The organism is Nitratireductor luteus (genome assembly GCF_026162365.1).
Lineage (GTDB): Bacteria > Pseudomonadota > Alphaproteobacteria > Rhizobiales > Rhizobiaceae > Chelativorans > Chelativorans luteus.
Genome location: NZ_JAOANW010000002.1, coordinates 13,069 through 27,892 on the forward strand (window position 1 = coordinate 13,069; position 14,824 = coordinate 27,892).

Sequence of the window (14,824 nt, forward strand, 5' to 3'; positions counted from 1 at the left end):
AGTTCAAGCGGCATATGGGCACGGTGTCTTCACTATGCCAGGCTTTCGATTTCCTCGTCCGTGAGGCTATGCGGCACAACGGTTACCGGAATGGGGAAAGCGGCACCCTTGCCGGCGATGGAGGAGACCAGCGGGCCCGGCCCTTCCTTCGCGTTGCCGGCCGCCAGCACCAGAATGGCGATGTCCTGGTCCTCTTCGATGAGCTTGTGTATTTCCTCGGCCGGCGTTCCTTCCCGAACCACAAGTTCGGGCTCGATGCCAACGCTTTCGCGGATCTTGGCGGCATGGCCGTCCAGCGTGGCATTGGCCGTTTCCATGGCCTCCTCGCGCATGATCTGCTCGACGCCCAGCCAGTGCTGGAAGTCGCCGGGCTCGATCACGAAAAGAAGTGCCACAGCGCCGCCGGTGGATCGTGCCCGGCGCGCCGCATAGGCGACCGAGCGTTCGCACTCCGGCGTATCGTCCACGATCGCAAGAAACTTGCGGCGGTGGCCCGCTTCCCTACTCAGGCGTTTTGAGACCATTCACATGCCCTGTTCAGCCGGCAGGCCGCGCCCACCCCGGAGGCGCAATCTGCCATCGGCGCACCTTCGCCGCAAGCCTGCCATCAGTCGGTGAGGAAACCGATGACCTCGCGCACCTTCTTCATCGTCGCCTCCGCGCGCGCGCCGGCGCGTTCGCCACCATCGCGCAGAACGCCATCGACATAGCCGGGATCGGCGGTGATGCGGCGCATTTCGGCGCTGATTGGCGCCAGCTTCTCGACGGCCAGTTCAGCGAGCGCCGGCTTGAATACCGAGAATTGCTGGCCCGCGAAATTGTCGATCACTTCCTGGCGTGTCTTGCCGGCGAGTGCGGCGTAAATCCCCACCAGGTTTTCGGCCTCGGGGCGTCCTGCGAGCCCGTCGATGTCGCCCGGCAGCGGTTCGGGATCGGTCTTGGCCTTCCTGATCTTTTTGGCGATGGCGTCCGCATCGTCGGCGAGGTTGATGCGCGAAAGGTCCGACGGGTCGGATTTGGACATTTTCTTGGAGCCGTCGCGAAGGCTCATTACGCGCGGCGCCGGGCCTTCGATCAGCGGTTCGGTGAGTGGAAAGAAGCCCGAAACACGCTCCTCACCCACTTCCATTTCGACGCCGTAGCCGAGATCTGCGATGCGGTCGGAAAAATCGTTATTGAACTTCTGCGCGATGTCGCGGGCAAGCTCCAGATGCTGCTTCTGGTCGTCGCCGACCGGTACATGGGTCGCGCGATACACGAGAATGTCGGAGGCCATGAGGCTCGGATAGGCGAGCAGGCCCAGCGAGGCATTCTCGCGGTCCTTGCCGGCCTTGTCCTTGAACTGCGTCATGCGGTTCATCCAGCCGATGCGGGCGACGCAATTGAAGATCCAGGCAAGCTCGGCGTGCTGGGGCACGCGGCTCTGGTTGAAGATAATGTTCTTCTTCGGGTCGAGGCCGGAGGCCAGATAGGCGGCGGCGATGGCGCGCGTCTGGTCGGCCAGGTCCTCATGAACAAGCTGGGCGGTGATCGAATGCATGTCCACCACGCAGTAGATGCAATCGTAGCTGTCCTGCAGCGCGACGAATTTCTGGAGCGCGCCCAGATAGTTGCCGAGATGGAGATTACCCGTCGGCTGCATGCCGGAAAAGACGAGTTGGCTGAATTCGCTCATGGACCGTTCCTGAAAAACCTTGAGGCGCGCGATATGCGTGAAGGCTTATGGACGAGGGCCCGGGCAGGATCAAGCCCAGGGCGATCGGGTGAAACCGCTTGCCCCTCTCCTTTCTTGCCCCTCAAATGCCGGGCGGGCGCATCCGCGCCCTTGGCTTGCGGCGCACGATCGCCGGCCCCGGTCGGCCTTTCCATTTTTGCTGCGCAACAACGGAAGTCGTCCCTGCCCTTCGCCCGCCTATAGGGCTATCTGCGGGCGGGCAGGGCTTGCCGCGTGGAGGCTGCCTTCGGCCGGGCTGCGGGCGGGTTGAGGCCGACCAGAAGAGCCAGCCGGCCGGGCGCCAGTTCGGCGACCATGGCGAAGAGCAGCGAGAAGCCGGCGGTTGCCGCAAACACGGCGGCAAAACTCACCCACGCGCCTGCGCCCCACGGCAGGACGTAATAGAGCGCGGCCACGATCACCGTTTGATGGACCATGTAGAGCGGAAAGACCTTCTGGTTGAGCCAGCCGACGGCAGCGCTCTTGCGGTTGAGATGATGGGCGGCAAAGCCCACCAAAGTGAGGATCATCGACCATGCGAGCGCAAAAAGCGCGGTCTTGTAGAGCAGCGTCCGGTTGTTTTCGTCGCCTATGATGGGGCTGGAATTCCACGAGAACACATACAGGAAAAGGGCCAGATCAAAGGCGATGGCGGCGCTCAGAAGCCGCTTCTCGACAATGCCCGTGATCAACGCCTTGTGATGGCGCGCCATGAGAAAGCCGAGGCCGAACCAGCTTGCCCAGACGGCGAACCAGGCGCCGTCATTGTAGAGCGCGTTCGTCTGGCGCGGGAAGAACGGCGTGAAGATGACGTTGAGGACGAGCGGCAGCAGGAAGAAGAGGTAGATCCAGCCGGTTCCGGCGACCCGCTCGAACCATGCCATCACCGGCCGCGCCATGCGCGACTGGACCAGATGGAAGACGGGATAGCAGATAAGGCACATGACGAGCAGATAGGCGACGAACCACATATGCGCCCAGGTGAAATTGCCCTCCGGGTATTTTCCTTCGGTGAAATAGCGCGTGACCCAGAAAGTGAGGAAAGAACCCTCATACCCGGCCTCATACATGCGCTCGTACCAGACCTGCGGAACGATGACGACGCACATGGCGAAGATGAGCGGCGGGAACAGGCGGATGAAGCGCTGTTTCAGGAAATAAGGTCCGCTTTCACGCCGGAAGAGGAACCATGTTCCCATGCCGGAAACGAAAAACAGGAGCGCCAGCCGCCATGCGCGCGGGAACATCATGGCCTGTTCGAGCAAATAGCTCGTCTGCGGCGCATCGATGAGCCAATCCATACCGGGGAAGAAGGCGACCGACGCGTGATAGGCGATCAGCAGCAGAAAGGCGCCCACACGCAGGGCATCGACATAATATAGTCGTTCCTGGCCCGCCATTTTTCACCCCGTGCCCATAACGCACCGGCCCGGGATAAAGATTCCGGGCGGCACGATGTACAAAGACCGGGGCGCCACCTGCCGATACCAGCAGGCAATGCCACAGCCGCGAGGGGCGGTGCTAGCACGACCGACGTTCCCGTCCCGTTAACAACGGGACGGGAACGTCGATATGTTCCGGAATTGCCTTAGTGCAGGCTCACCGGCTGGAGATCGTTTTGGAAGGCGCCGGCCAGCGCCGCATCGCGGGCGTCGGCAAGGAGGATGGGCTGGCCGTTGGCGGCGAAAAGCGCCCACAGCTTGGTGCCGGGAGCCAGCTCCGGCATTTCGGGCATTCCGGGGAACTTGCCGCGAAGGTCGGCGGCGTCCATCTCGCGCATATAGGCCACAGCGCCCTCGCCCAAATGAGCCAATTGCTGTTGCGTAACGGTAATCTTGTGTTCGTTCTCAGTCATTTCAGCCTCCTATCCGGCGAGCTGTCTGTTAGACCAACCCGCCATAGAGCCATTGGGTTCCGGTGGTAGAGACGTCGAGGCGTCAATCCTGCACCGAAATGTCTATCTTTCTGACAAGGCGCTCGGGCTCCGGCCGGTCGAGGTCGATCGAGAGCAGCCCGTTTTTCAGGGCGGCGCCGATCACATGCATGCCGTCGGCGAGCAGGAAAACGCGCTGGAACTGGCGCGAGGCGATGCCGCGGTGCAGATATTCCCGTTCGCTTCCATCGTCCTGCCGACCGCGCACGATCAGCTGGTTTTCCTCGGTGGTCACGTCCAGGTCCTGTTCGGCGAAACCGGCTACGGCCAAAGTGATTCGCAGGCGTTCGCTGCCGCTTTCGTTGCCGCGAATGCGTTCGATATTGTAGGGCGGATAGCTGTCGCCCGATTTCGCAACACGTTCGAGCGTTTTTTCCATGCTATCGAACCCCAAAAGCAGCGGATTCGAGAAAGGCGTCATGCGCGTCATATTTCCTGTCCTCATAGAGCGACGTGGACAAGCAAAAACCCTGATGGCGTTTCTGCTTGCACCCTTGATATGGTCCGCCGCAACGCAGAGTTCAAGAACATTGGAGATTGCCCATGGCGCCGGCGCGCAAGATCATAATCGACACGGATCCCGGCCAGGACGACGCGCTGGCGATCCTGTTGGCGCTGGCAAGCCCGGAGCTGGACGTGCTGGGAATCACGGCCGTGGCCGGCAATGTGCCGCTGCCCCTCACGGAGAAGAACGCGCTCAAGATATGCGAGCTCGCCGGCAAGCTGGAAACGCCCGTTTTCGCCGGCGCGAGCCGCCCGCTGGTCCGTGATCTCGTGACCGCCGAGCATGTGCACGGGAAGACCGGCCTCGACGGCCCGGACCTGCCCGAGCCCACAATGGCGCTGAGGGAGCAGCATGCGGTCGACTTCATCGTCGAGACGCTGATGAGCCACGACGAGGGCCAGGTCACGCTGTGCCCGCTCGGCCCGCTCACCAACATAGCCCTCGCCCTGGTGCGCGAGCCGAAGATCGCCCACAGGATCAAGGAGATCGTGCTGATGGGCGGTGGCTTTTTCGAGGGTGGCAACATCACACCGACGGCCGAGTTCAACATCTATGTCGACCCGCACGCGGCCGACGTCGTGTTCCGCTCGGGCGCGCCGATCGTCATGATGCCGCTCGACGTGACGCACAAGGCCATGACGACGGCCAGGCGGGTCGCGGCCTTTCGCGACCTTGGAACCCGCGTGGGCGCGGCGGTCGCCGAAATGCTGGAGTTCTACGAGCGCTTCGACGAGGAGAAATACGGCTCCGACGGCGGCCCCCTGCACGATCCCTGCGTCATCGCCTGGCTGTTGCAGCCGGAGCTTTTCAAGGGCCGGCAGTGCAATGTCGTGATCGAGACCATGTCGGAGCTGACCATGGGCATGACCGTCGTCGATTGGTGGGGCGTGACCGAGCGCCGGAAGAACGCACATGTGATGCGCGACATCGACCATGAGGGGTTCTTCGCACTGCTGACGGAGCGGCTGGGGCGGCTTTAAAGCAATTCCAGGGAATATGGGAACCAGTTTGAAGAAAAAAGGAATGACTATGGCTGTCATTCTTTTGCCGTTATAGTCTTCTTTATTATAGCGTTGTGCGTCCGTTTGGTTATCACGATATACGTCTTGTATAGACGCAGAATGGACGCTGCAGGCCAATGCATCTGCGCATCATTTTTTTCGAAAAATCGATTCCGATTTTTTTCGGGCGGCGCTGTAGACGCACGGTAGCGTTACTAAAGATAGCGGAGTATACCACCCTAGGGGTAAGTTTTGGGACAGGGTGCTGGAATGAATAAGTTCACCAGTGAGCTGGTCACGGACGATGGCCGGAAGGTGACGGTCGTCTGGGCGTGGTCGGAGGAAGAACAGTGCGCCTATATGCTTGACGCGTGGGACGCCGAGGGCGGCTTCGAAATTCCCGTCATGTCCTTTACTGAGGCCGAAGTGGACCGTTTCACCGATTTCATAGGGGCGCTCGATCCGTTCCCGCCCTACACCGACTGGGGATTCTGAGGCCAGGTATCAAGAGTTTCGCCGGACAGCTTCAGGCTGCCCCACCGAACCGTTCACGCGCCCGGGAAAAGGCGAGCCAGAGGCCGCCGCCGACAAGGAAGCCGCCGCCGATACGCGCGATCTGGCGGCATGGGCTTTCTCCCTTCACAGACTACAACACTGAACCGGCCGGCCCCGTGATCACACCGTCAGCGCGATTTCCACCTCGTCCCGGTGGGGGATCGAGGGCTGCGCGCCCGGTTTCAGGCAGGCGAGTGCGCCGGCCGCCGAGGCACGCGCGAGAGCAGGTTCAAGTGCCATTCCCTCGGCCAGCGCCGCGCCCAGATAGCCGCAGAACGTGTCGCCCGCGCCCACCGTGTCGACCGGCGTGATCTTAAGGGCGGGCACGCGGAAGAACGCGTCGGGCGTGGCCGCCATGACGCCGTCGGCGCCCAGCGTGACGACGAGCGTGCGGCCGCTCATTTTCACGAACGCGTTCATGCGGGCCTCGCGGTCCCGTCCGGCCAGTTTCAGAGCTTCGGCATAAAGATCGAATTCGGTCTCGTTGGCGATGACGTAGTCCGCCTTGGCCAACAGATGCGCGGCATCGGCCTTGAAAGGAGCGGTGTTGAGCAGGGAAACGGCGCCTGCCCCGCGCGCGGCGTCGATGGCCGCCTCGACCGCCGCCAACGGTATCTCGTTTTGCAGGAGAACATATTCGCCGGCTTCCATGCGCGCCTCGCGCACGGCGGCCGCGTCCACAGAGCCATTGGCGCCCGGTATGACGGCGATCACGTTCTCGCCGTCGCCGCCCACCAGGATGACGGCGATGCCGGTCGCGCCGTCCCATCTTCTTACCGCCGACAGATCGACGCCGGCCTCGTCCAGCAGCGCCACCGCCTGGTCCGCGAAATGATCGGTGCCGACGGCACCCACCATGCGCACCGGCCCACCCGCCCGCCGGGCGGCCAGCGCCTGGTTGGCGCCCTTGCCGCCGGCGGCGGTGGAGAAGCGATCGCCCGGGACCGTCTCGCCGGGTGCGGGAAGCCGTTCGACGCGGGCGATCAGATCGAGATTGATGGAACCCACAATGGTGATCAAGGCGCTTCCTCCGGCGATCTGGGATGCCGGAAGCTACCTCGTCCACGGCGGGCGTCAATGGGCTTGGCCGGCCTGACGCCTCATCCCGCCTGAAGCTGGCACGCTTCCCAGCCGAGGATCGCACGCTTGCGAGTGAGCCCCCAGTGGTAGCCGGTCAGCGCGCCGGACTTGCCGACGGCGCGATGGCAGGGGACGACGAAAGATAGCGGGTTGGCGCCCACCGCGGCGCCCACGGCGCGCGAGGCCTTGGGCTTGCCGATTTCGGCCGCGATGTCGGAATAGGCACGGGCGCGGCCCATGGGGATCTTCATGAGCGCCTCCCACACGCGAACCTGGAAATCGGTACCGATGAGGACGATGCGGAGCGGCTCTTCCGCGCGCCAGCGCGCCGGCTCGAAGACCCGGCCGGCATAGGGCATGGTGGCGGCCAGATCCTCCACATAGGTCGCGCCCGGCCAGCGCCGGCTCATATCCTCGAAAGCTTCCTTCTCGCCGCCCGCATCGGCAAATGCCAGGCCCGCCAGGCCGCGGTCCGTCACCATCACCAGGGCTATGCCGAAGGGCGAGACGTGGTATCCGTAGCGGATGACGAGGCCCTCGCCCCGCGCCTTGTATTCGCCGGGCGAAATGGCCTCGTGGGTGACGAAAAGGTCGTGCAGGCGTCCCGGCCCGGACATGCCGAGCTCGAACGAGGCCTCCAGCAGCGGCATACCGTCGTCGAGCAGGCGCCGGGCATGGTCCAGCGTCACCGCCTGCAGGAAAGCCTTGGGCGACAGCCCGGCCCAGCGCGTGAACAGCTTCTGCAGGCTTGTCGGCGTCTCGCCGACATCCGCCGCCAGATCCTCCAGCGAAGGCTGGTCGCGGTAGTCGAGGCTGATCTTCTCCACCACCCGGCGCACGATCTCGTAGTCGGTGCCCTCGGGCGTGATGTCGCGTTCAAGAATGGCGAGTTCTGCGTTCATGGTTCTGTCTCCTTGAACGCCAATATGGCGGGTGCGAGATGGGTTCTCCACCCGATTCTTGCGCTTCTTCCGTTCCTCAAGCGCCGGCGGGCGCATCCGCGCCCTTGGCTCGCGCCATCAGGGCGCGACGGCCGGGCGGCTACGCCGCCCTGTATTGAGTCAAAGGCGCACCTGCGGTGCGCCGGCGGCCTTGCCTGTTCGCTTGCGCGAAAAGGGTTCTCACCGCCCCTTGGCGGATGCCAGGGCGGCGCCGAAGGCCTCGGCGAAGCTTGCCCTATCGTCCGGGTTGAGGAAAGCGCCCAGCCCCACCTGTTTCTGCCGCGCCTCGACGGTCATGCGGGTGACGCCGATCTCGGCGTGACGCTCAACCTTGAACCGCGACCAGAACGGATTGAAGTCGAATTCCTGCGCCGGGCCCGACGGCGGAACCTTGCGGATATACAGGCTGGTGCGCGACAGCGACACTTCCTCGCGCTGGCGTGCCTGGCGGTAGTTGATGCGGAAGGCGATATAGACAGCCAGCAGATCGAGACCGAAGAAACCGACCACGGGCCAGGCGCCAAGGCTCCAGAAAAATGCGGCCACCGAAAGCCACAGCACCAGCAGCACGCCCATGAGAATGGCAAAGCCTCTCCTGCCCAGCGAACGGTGGGGAACGAGAAGCGCCTTGAAGATGGGCTGGTCCGGCTGGCTTGTGTCATCCATGGAAGGAATTATAGAGGCCGTATGGAAAAGCCCAAGTCCCAAAAAGCCGCGCGCCGTCCGCACAGGCGCATTTCAGCCTATAGTCGCGACGAGATTTCGGAGATCTGCCGGCGGTTCAGCATTCAGCGCCCGGAACCGCGCGGCGAGCTCGAACATGTCAACCCCTTCACGCTGCTCGTTGCCGTCGTGCTTTCCGCGCAGGCGACCGACGTCGGCGTGAACAAGGCGACGCGCGGCCTCTTCGAGATCGCCGATACGCCGGAAAAGATGGTCGCGCTGGGCGAGGAGAAGGTGGGCGATCATATCCGCACCATCGGGCTGTGGCGCAACAAGGCCAAGAATGTCATCGCGCTCTCGCAGGCGCTGATCGACGAGCATGACGGCGAGGTGCCGGGCGACCGCGATGCGCTGGTGAAGCTGCCGGGCGTCGGCCGCAAGACGGCCAATGTCGTCCTCAACATGGCCTTCGGCCAGCCGACCATGGCGGTCGACACCCATATTTTCCGCATCGCCAACCGGCTGAGCCTTGCGCCCGGGAAAACGCCCGAGAAGGTCGAGAAGGCGCTGGTCTCGGTTATCCCGGAGGAATATCTGCACCACGCCCATCACTGGCTGATCCTGCACGGACGCTATGTCTGCAAGGCCCGCAAGCCCGACTGCCCGGCCTGCGTCATCGCCGACATATGCAAGGCGCCGGAAAAGACGACGGATGTGCCAGCGCCGCTGGTGGAACTGGCAGGATAGGCTCCCTATCCGGTCCAGCGGGCCATCATCGCCGCGAATATGAGGATGAAGGCAAAGGCCACGATCTGGAAGACGAGGAATCGGCGGGCGGCGGCGATCTCCACGTCGGGAACGACATAAGCGCCGTCCTTGCCGGCGCGGCTCCATGCCAGGATGCGTATGGTCGGCCTGATCGACAGCAGCGCGACGATGAGGAACGCCAGCATCTTGCCCCAGAAGGCATGGTTGCCGGCGTAATATTCCCAGCCCTTCAGCCCGTAGAACACGCGGCCGAGCCCGACGGCGATGACGGCCAGCGCCAGCACGCCATACATGCGGTCGATATGGGCGAGGATCTTGAGCTCCCTTCCGCCGAGCCCCTTGCGCATCAGCACGAACTCGCCCGCCAGAATGCCGGCGAGCGTGAAGACAAGGAGATGATGGAGAATGGCTAGCACGAGATCGGTCATGGAAAGCTCCGTGGGAATGCTGGCTTTGGAGGGATCAGGCGGGTTCCGTTCGGTCTGGCACCTTCATGTCATGGCCTTCCAGGTGATCAGGCTCCCGCGCTGTAGGCGGCGATGGCGGCCATGTTGACGATGTCGGAGTCCTTGGCGTTCAGGGAGACGATCTGCACCGGCTTGTTGAGGCCCACGAGCAGCGGGCCGATGACGGTCGAGCCGCCGAGCTCCTGCAGCATCTTGGTGGAGATCGAGGCTGAGTGGAAGGCCGGCATTACCAGCACATTGGCCGGTCCCGACAGGCGGCAGAAGGGGTATTGCTGCATCAGCCGCGGGTTGAGCGCGACATCGGCGGCCATCTCGCCATCATATTCGAAATCGACGCGGCGCTTGTCGAGTATCTTCACCGCTTCCTGCACGCGCTCTGAACGCTCGCCGGGCGGGTGGCCGAAAGTGGAGTAGGCGAGCATGGCGATACGCGGCTCATAGCCCATGCGGCGGGCGAAGTTGGCCGCTTCCTCCGCGATGTCGGCGATCTGGTGAGCGTCGGGCATGTCGTGGACGGCGGTGTCCGCAACGATGACGGTGCGCCCGCGCGCCAGCACAATGGAGGCGCCGATCACCCGGTGCCCCGGCTTGGCGTCGATCACACGTCGAACGTCGTCGAGGGCAGTGGAATAGTTGCGGGTCATGCCCGTCACCATCGCATCGGCATCGCCCAAAGCCACCATGGTGGCGGCGAAATGGTTACGGTCGTTGTTGATGATGCGCTGGCAGTCGCGGAAGAGATAACCCTTCCGCTGCAGGCGCTCGTAGAGATGGTCGGCATAGATGCCATTGCGGCGCGAAAGCCTGGCATTGATGATCTCGATGCCGGGCTTGGAAAGGTCGACGCCGGCGTTCTTCGCCGTTTCCTTGATCTGTTCTTCCCGGCCGAGAAGGATTGCCGTGCCGAGCTTCTGGTTGGCGTAGGAGACCGCCGCCCGCATCACCTGTTCCTCCTCGCCCTCGGCAAAGACCACGCGCTTGGGCTGGCGGCGCACGCGGTCGTAGATGCGCTGCAGCGTGGAGGCGATGGGATCGCGGCGGGCGGAAAGCTCGTTGGTGTATTTCTCGAGGTCGAGAATCGGCTTGCGCGCCACGCCCGAATCCATCGCCGCCTGCGCGACGGCCACCGGGATCGCCGAGATCAGCCGGGGGTCGAACGGCACCGGGATAATGTAGTTCGGCCCGTATTTCGGCCGGTTGCCCTGATAGGCGGCGGCCACGTCATCCGGCACGTCCTGGCGCGCCAGATCGGCCAAGGCCTGGGCGGCGGCCACCTTCATCGCGTCATTGATGGTGGTCGCCCGCACGTCGAGCGCGCCCCGGAAGATATAGGGGAAGCCAAGCACGTTGTTGACCTGGTTCGGGTAGTCGGAACGGCCGGTCGCCATGATGGCGTCGGTGCGGATTTCCGCCACCTCCTCCGGCGTGATTTCCGGGTCGGGATTGGCCATGGCGAAGATGATGGGATTCTTGGCCATCGACTGGACCATGGCCGGCGTCAGCGAGCCCTTGGCCGACAGGCCGAAGAAGACGTCGGCCCCGTCCAGCGCCTCAGCGAGCGTGCGCCTGTCCGTCTCCACGGCGTGGGCCGACTTCCACTGGTTCATGCCTTCGGCCCGGCCCTTGTGGACGACGCCCTTGGTGTCGCAGAGGATCACGTTTTCAGGCCGGAATCCCAGCGACTTGACGAGTTCGATGCAGGCGATGCCGGCGGCGCCCGCGCCGTTGCACACGAGCCGGGTCGACTGCATGTCGCGGCCGGTCAGGTGCAGCGCGTTGATGAGGCCGGCGATGGCGATGATCGCCGTGCCGTGCTGGTCGTCATGAAAGACGGGAATGTCCATCGCTTCGCGCAGCCGCTGCTCGATGATGAAGCATTCGGGCGCCTTGATGTCCTCGAGATTGATGCCGCCGAAGGACGGCCCGAGCAGCTTCACGCAATTCACGAAAGCGTCGGCGTCTTCCGTGTCGACCTCCAGATCGATGGAATCGACATCGGCGAAGCGCTTGAACAGCACCGCCTTGCCCTCCATCACCGGCTTGGAGGCCAATGCTCCCAGGTTGCCGAGGCCGAGGATTGCCGTGCCGTTGGAAATCACCGCCACGAGATTGCCGCGCGTCGTGTAGTCGAAGGCGCGGCTGGGATCTTCCGCGATGGCCTGAACCGGCACCGCGACTCCGGGCGAATAGGCGAGCGACAGGTCGCGTTGCGTGGCCATCGGCTTGGTCGGCGTGATCTCCAGCTTTCCGGGCCGCCCCATGGAATGGAAATCGAGCGCTTCTTGCGGGCTGACCGAGGGGCCTTGCCGTTCCTTCTTTTCCTTATCGGGCATGTGCGTCTGATCCTCCCGGAACGCCTTCTTGTGGAGTTTTGTCGAAGTCGAGTGCATAAGGCTACACTCCGGCTCCGTAAATGGCCAAGAAGGGACATGGTTGGAGATTCCGCAAGGGGCGTGTTTTGAACGACGAGACGCTGATCGCCGCGCGCCCGGCCGAGCCGGCCGCACCGCCGCCCGCCAATGCCGGCGCGACGCCCATGATGCAGCAATATCTGGAGATAAAGGCGGTCAACGCCGATTCGCTGCTGTTCTATCGCATGGGCGACTTCTACGAGCTCTTTTTCGAGGACGCCGAGATTGCCAGCCGGGCGCTCGGCATCACGCTGACCAAGCGCGGCAAGCACCAGGGCGACGACATACCCATGTGCGGCGTGCCGGTGCATGCGGCGGACGACTATCTGCAAAGGCTTATCGGGCTCGGGCACCGGGTCGCCGTATGCGAGCAGATGGAAGATCCGGCGGAGGCGAAGAAGCGCGGCTCGAAATCGGTGGTGCGGCGCGATGTCGTGCGGCTGGTGACGCCCGGCACCATCACCGAGGAAAAGCTGCTCGACCCCGCCCAAGCGAACTATCTGATGGCGCTCGGCCGCGTGAAGGGCGGAGACGAACCGTCGCTGGCGCTCGCCTGGATCGACATTTCGACCGGCATCTTTCGCGTCGCCGCCACCAGCGCCGACCGGCTTCTGGCCGATATTCTCCGCATCGACCCGCGCGAATTGGTGATGGCCGAAACGGTCTATCACGACCCCGCGCTGCGGCCGGTTCTCGACGCGCTCGGCCGCATCGCCGGGCCGCAGCCGACCAGCACCTTCGACAGCGCCAGCGCGGAAATGCGGCTGACGCGCTTTTACGGCGTGGCGACGCTCGACGGGTTCGGGCAGTTCTCGCGGGCCGAGCTTTCGGCCATCGCCGGGGCGGTCGCCTATGTGGAGAAGACGCAGGTTTCCGAGCGCCCGCCGCTCGGCCGGCCCGAACGCGACGACGAGAGCCGGAGCCTGTTCATCGACCCTGCCACCCGCGCCAATCTGGAGCTGACGCGCACGCTTTCGGGAAACCGGGAGGGCAGCCTTTTGAAGGCCATCGACCGCACCGTGACGGGAGCGGGCGGACGGCTTCTGGCCGAGCGGCTTACCGCGCCGCTGACGGACCCGTCCATAATCGCCGAGCGGCTCGATTCGGTCTCCTTCTTCCTGGCCGAGCCCAGCCTGCGCGATCAGTTGCGGGAGACCCTGAAGGGCGTGCCCGATTTCGCCCGGGCCTTGTCGCGCATCGCGCTCAACCGCGGCGGGCCGCGCGATCTGGGCGCGCTGTCGGCGGGCCTGACGGCGGCGCGGGAGGCGGCGGGGCTGCTTGCCGCTAAGGAACTGCCGGCGGAATTGCGCGCGGCCGTCGAAAAGATCGAGGCGCTGCCTGGCGAGCTCGCCGCCCATCTCGACCGCGCGCTGGCGGACGAGCTGCCCCTTCTCAAGCGGGACGGCGGTTTCGTGCGCGCCACCTATAACGGCGAACTGGACGAAATGCGCGCGCTGCGCGACCAGTCGCGCCGCATCATCGCGGGAATGGAAAAGGACCTGATCGAGGAAACGGGCATCCGCTCGCTCAAGATCCGGCACAACAATGTGCTGGGCTACTATATCGAGGTCACGGCCAACAACGCCCAGGCGTTGAACGGCTCCGACGAGGCCAAGGCGCGCTTCATCCACCGGCAGACGATGGCCAGCGCGATGCGCTTCACCACCACGGAACTGGCCGAGCTGGAAACAAAGATCGCCAACGCCGCCGACCGCGCGCTGGGCATAGAACTTGCCGTGTTCGAACGGCTGGTGGGCGAGGTGGTGGCGGCTTCGGACGCCTTGCGGGCGGGGGCCGCGGCGCTGGCCGTGCTCGACGTTTCGGCGGCGCTGGCCGTGCTGGCGGAGACCGAGGATTACTGCCGGCCGCAGGTCGACGACAGCCTGGATTTCCACATCGAGGGCGGCCGGCATCCGGTGGTGGAGCAGGCGCTGCGCAAGCAGTTGGCAGAGCCCTTCGTGGCCAACGATTGCGATCTTTCACCAGCTGAAAGTGCAAAATACGGGGCAATCTGGCTGTTAACCGGCCCCAATATGGGCGGAAAATCCACCTTTTTGCGCCAAAATGCGCTGATTTCGGTCCTGGCTCAGATGGGATCCTTCGTCCCGGCCCGGCAGGTCCGGCTCGGCGTGGTGGACCGCCTGTTCTCGCGCGTCGGCGCCTCCGACGATCTGGCGCGGGGCCGTTCCACCTTCATGGTGGAGATGGTGGAGACGGCGGCGATCCTAAACCAGGCGGGCGAGCGGTCGCTGGTGATCCTCGACGAGATCGGCCGGGGCACGGCCACTTTCGACGGGTTGTCGATCGCCTGGGCGGCGGTGGAATATCTGCATGAGCACAATCGCTGCCGGGCGCTCTTTGCCACCCATTTCCACGAGATGACGGCGCTTTCGGAAAAGCTCGGCCGGCTTGCCAATGTGACGATGCGGGTGAAGGAATTCGAGGGCGACGTCATTTTCCTGCACGAGATCGGCAAGGGCGCGGCCGACCGCTCCTACGGTGTCCAGGTCGCGCGGCTGGCGGGCTTGCCGCCGGCGGTCGTCGAGCGGGCGCGCGCCGTGCTGCACGAGCTGGAGGAAGGCGAAACCACGGGCAAGGCGGCGCGCCTTGTCGACGACCTGCCGCTATTCACGGCTGCGGTGCGGCAGGAGCCGGAGAAGCCGAAAAGGCCGGACCGTCTTTCGCAAATGCTGGCCGGCCTCAATCCCGACGAGATGACGCCGCGCGAAGCGCTGGAGGCGCTTTACCGGCTGAAGGAGGAAGCGGGACGGCGGGGAAGCTGAAGG

14 protein-coding genes are annotated in these 14,824 nt (G+C 64.3%); 4 read left to right on the forward strand and 10 right to left on the reverse strand.

The annotated features are described in order from the left end of the window. Window positions 1-32 precede the first annotated feature (32 nt). The 5 genes from N1058_RS02600 to N1058_RS02620 all read right to left on the reverse strand — a co-directional run bounded on the left by N1058_RS02600 (window position 33) and on the right by N1058_RS02620 (window position 4,077). On the reverse strand, window positions 33-524 hold the full coding sequence (locus N1058_RS02600) for a universal stress protein (RefSeq protein ID WP_265515938.1): 492 nt from the start codon (window positions 522-524) through the stop codon (window positions 33-35). Window positions 525-607: 83 nt separating this feature from the next. Further along, window positions 608-1,675 (reverse strand): tryptophan--tRNA ligase, encoded by a 1,068-nt coding sequence (gene trpS, locus N1058_RS02605; protein ID WP_265515939.1) that lies wholly within the window; start codon window positions 1,673-1,675, stop codon window positions 608-610. 245 nt (window positions 1,676-1,920) lie between these two features. Continuing rightward, window positions 1,921-3,114: an acyltransferase family protein gene (locus tag N1058_RS02610; protein WP_265515940.1), complete on the reverse strand. Its 1,194-nt coding sequence runs from the start codon at window positions 3,112-3,114 to the stop codon at window positions 1,921-1,923. Window positions 3,115-3,302: 188 nt separating this feature from the next. Then, the gene (locus tag N1058_RS02615; RefSeq protein ID WP_265515941.1) at window positions 3,303-3,569 is read right to left on the reverse strand and encodes a BQ00720 family protein; all 267 of its coding nucleotides are present in this window, start codon (window positions 3,567-3,569) and stop codon (window positions 3,303-3,305) included. An 82-nt stretch (window positions 3,570-3,651) separates the two neighbouring features. Further along, window positions 3,652-4,077 (reverse strand): Hsp20 family protein, encoded by a 426-nt coding sequence (locus N1058_RS02620; protein ID WP_265515942.1) that lies wholly within the window; start codon window positions 4,075-4,077, stop codon window positions 3,652-3,654. Between the two features lie 113 nt (window positions 4,078-4,190). Here N1058_RS02620 and N1058_RS02625 point away from each other — a divergent pair, with 113 nt between their 5' ends. Further along, window positions 4,191-5,132, forward strand: coding sequence for a nucleoside hydrolase (locus tag N1058_RS02625; protein ID WP_265515943.1), 942 nt, complete (start codon window positions 4,191-4,193; stop codon window positions 5,130-5,132). A 291-nt stretch (window positions 5,133-5,423) separates the two neighbouring features. After that, entirely contained in the window at window positions 5,424-5,648 is a 225-nt protein-coding gene (locus N1058_RS02630) for a hypothetical protein (RefSeq protein ID WP_265515944.1), read from the forward strand. Window positions 5,649-5,828: 180 nt separating this feature from the next. On the opposite strand, the gene N1058_RS02635 is transcribed toward N1058_RS02630, so the two are convergent. From N1058_RS02635 to N1058_RS02645, 3 genes are all read right to left on the reverse strand, one after another. Continuing rightward, window positions 5,829-6,728 carry a ribokinase gene (locus N1058_RS02635; RefSeq protein ID WP_265515945.1) on the reverse strand — a complete coding sequence of 300 codons (900 nt, stop codon included), beginning with the start codon at window positions 6,726-6,728 and terminating at the stop codon, window positions 5,829-5,831. A gap of 80 nt (window positions 6,729-6,808) precedes the next feature. After that, the gene (locus N1058_RS02640; protein WP_265515946.1) at window positions 6,809-7,690 is read right to left on the reverse strand and encodes a bifunctional helix-turn-helix domain-containing protein/methylated-DNA--[protein]-cysteine S-methyltransferase; all 882 of its coding nucleotides are present in this window, start codon (window positions 7,688-7,690) and stop codon (window positions 6,809-6,811) included. A gap of 219 nt (window positions 7,691-7,909) precedes the next feature. After that, window positions 7,910-8,395 (reverse strand): DUF2244 domain-containing protein, encoded by a 486-nt coding sequence (locus tag N1058_RS02645; RefSeq protein WP_265515947.1) that lies wholly within the window; start codon window positions 8,393-8,395, stop codon window positions 7,910-7,912. Window positions 8,396-8,416: 21 nt separating this feature from the next. On the opposite strand from N1058_RS02645, the gene nth reads away from it, so the two are divergent. Next, a complete protein-coding gene (nth, locus tag N1058_RS02650; RefSeq protein ID WP_265515948.1) occupies window positions 8,417-9,139 on the forward strand; it encodes an endonuclease III in 723 nt (240 codons plus the stop codon). A 5-nt stretch (window positions 9,140-9,144) separates the two neighbouring features. Here nth and N1058_RS02655 read toward each other — a convergent pair whose 3' ends face one another. Next, on the reverse strand, window positions 9,145-9,588 hold the full coding sequence (locus N1058_RS02655) for a DUF2214 family protein (protein ID WP_265515949.1): 444 nt from the start codon (window positions 9,586-9,588) through the stop codon (window positions 9,145-9,147). Between the two features lie 86 nt (window positions 9,589-9,674). Next, window positions 9,675-11,960 carry an NADP-dependent malic enzyme gene (locus tag N1058_RS02660; RefSeq protein WP_265515950.1) on the reverse strand — a complete coding sequence of 762 codons (2,286 nt, stop codon included), beginning with the start codon at window positions 11,958-11,960 and terminating at the stop codon, window positions 9,675-9,677. A gap of 80 nt (window positions 11,961-12,040) precedes the next feature. Between N1058_RS02660 and mutS the strand changes: the two genes are divergently transcribed. Continuing rightward, on the forward strand, window positions 12,041-14,821 hold the full coding sequence (gene mutS / locus N1058_RS02665; protein ID WP_420847932.1) for a DNA mismatch repair protein MutS: 2,781 nt from the start codon (window positions 12,041-12,043) through the stop codon (window positions 14,819-14,821). Window positions 14,822-14,824 lie beyond the last annotated feature (3 nt).

Bases quoted from the DNA above. Each gene is read 5' to 3' on its own strand.
- N1058_RS02660 (WP_265515950.1), bottom strand. From the start codon at position 11,960: ATGCCCGATAAGGAAAAGAAGGAACGGCAAGGCCCCTCGGTCAGCCCG.
- N1058_RS02610 (WP_265515940.1), bottom strand. From the start codon at position 3,114: ATGGCGGGCCAGGAACGACTATATTATGTCGATGCCCTGCGTGTGGGC.
- N1058_RS02625 (WP_265515943.1), top strand. From the start codon at position 4,191: ATGGCGCCGGCGCGCAAGATCATAATCGACACGGATCCCGGCCAGGAC.
- N1058_RS02620 (WP_265515942.1), bottom strand. From the start codon at position 4,077: ATGACGCGCATGACGCCTTTCTCGAATCCGCTGCTTTTGGGGTTCGAT.
- nth (WP_265515948.1), top strand. From the start codon at position 8,417: ATGGAAAAGCCCAAGTCCCAAAAAGCCGCGCGCCGTCCGCACAGGCGC.
- N1058_RS02645 (WP_265515947.1), bottom strand. From the start codon at position 8,395: ATGGATGACACAAGCCAGCCGGACCAGCCCATCTTCAAGGCGCTTCTC.
- N1058_RS02600 (WP_265515938.1), bottom strand. From the start codon at position 524: ATGGTCTCAAAACGCCTGAGTAGGGAAGCGGGCCACCGCCGCAAGTTT.
- N1058_RS02655 (WP_265515949.1), bottom strand. From the start codon at position 9,588: ATGACCGATCTCGTGCTAGCCATTCTCCATCATCTCCTTGTCTTCACG.
- trpS (WP_265515939.1), bottom strand. From the start codon at position 1,675: ATGAGCGAATTCAGCCAACTCGTCTTTTCCGGCATGCAGCCGACGGGT.
- mutS (WP_420847932.1), top strand. From the start codon at position 12,041: ATGGCCAAGAAGGGACATGGTTGGAGATTCCGCAAGGGGCGTGTTTTG.
- N1058_RS02615 (WP_265515941.1), bottom strand. From the start codon at position 3,569: ATGACTGAGAACGAACACAAGATTACCGTTACGCAACAGCAATTGGCT.
- N1058_RS02640 (WP_265515946.1), bottom strand. From the start codon at position 7,690: ATGAACGCAGAACTCGCCATTCTTGAACGCGACATCACGCCCGAGGGC.
- N1058_RS02630 (WP_265515944.1), top strand. From the start codon at position 5,424: ATGAATAAGTTCACCAGTGAGCTGGTCACGGACGATGGCCGGAAGGTG.